Source organism: Haloferax sp. Atlit-10N (assembly GCF_003586325.1).
GTDB classification, from domain to species: Archaea; Halobacteriota; Halobacteria; order Halobacteriales; family Haloferacaceae; genus Haloferax; species Haloferax prahovense.
In genome coordinates, this window is sequence record NZ_PSYX01000182.1 from 1 (window position 1) to 439 (window position 439).

At 60.8% G+C, this 439-nt stretch carries 1 protein-coding gene; it reads left to right on the forward strand.

What is annotated here, in order from left to right:
• Positions 1-104: 104 nt before the first annotated feature.
• Positions 105-439, forward strand: a 335-nt coding sequence (locus tag C5B91_RS21770; protein WP_147374926.1) for a TrkA family potassium uptake protein, incomplete at its 3' end; no start/stop codon positions are given.

A 439-nucleotide genomic window follows, 5' to 3' on the forward strand; every position in this document is an offset into this window, starting at 1 on the left:
CGTCAGGAAAAAACAACGGCTGTATTGTTTGACGGCGTGGTCAAGGTGTCCGGTGGTTCCACCGGGTGGGTACTTTTATTCACCCCCGCCCCATAGGAGGGTGTATGCGATTCGTTATCGTGGGTGCAGGTCGTGTCGGACTGCGGACGGCTCGCGTCCTGCAAGAGAGTGGCCACGAAGTTGTCCTCATCGAGCGCGATGAGAACGCAGTCGAGCGCGCGCGAACGGCTGGCTTCGAGGTGATTGCGGGCGATGGCGCTATCGAGGAGACGCTCGGCAGCGCTGATCTCGAAGCTGCCGACGCACTCGGCGCGCTCACCGGCGACCTGAACGACAACTTCGTTGCCTGTATGATCGCCAAAGAACACGGCTGTCGAACCGTCATGCGCATCGACGAGGACTACCGCGAAGAGATCTACCGGCGCTACGCTTCCGAGGA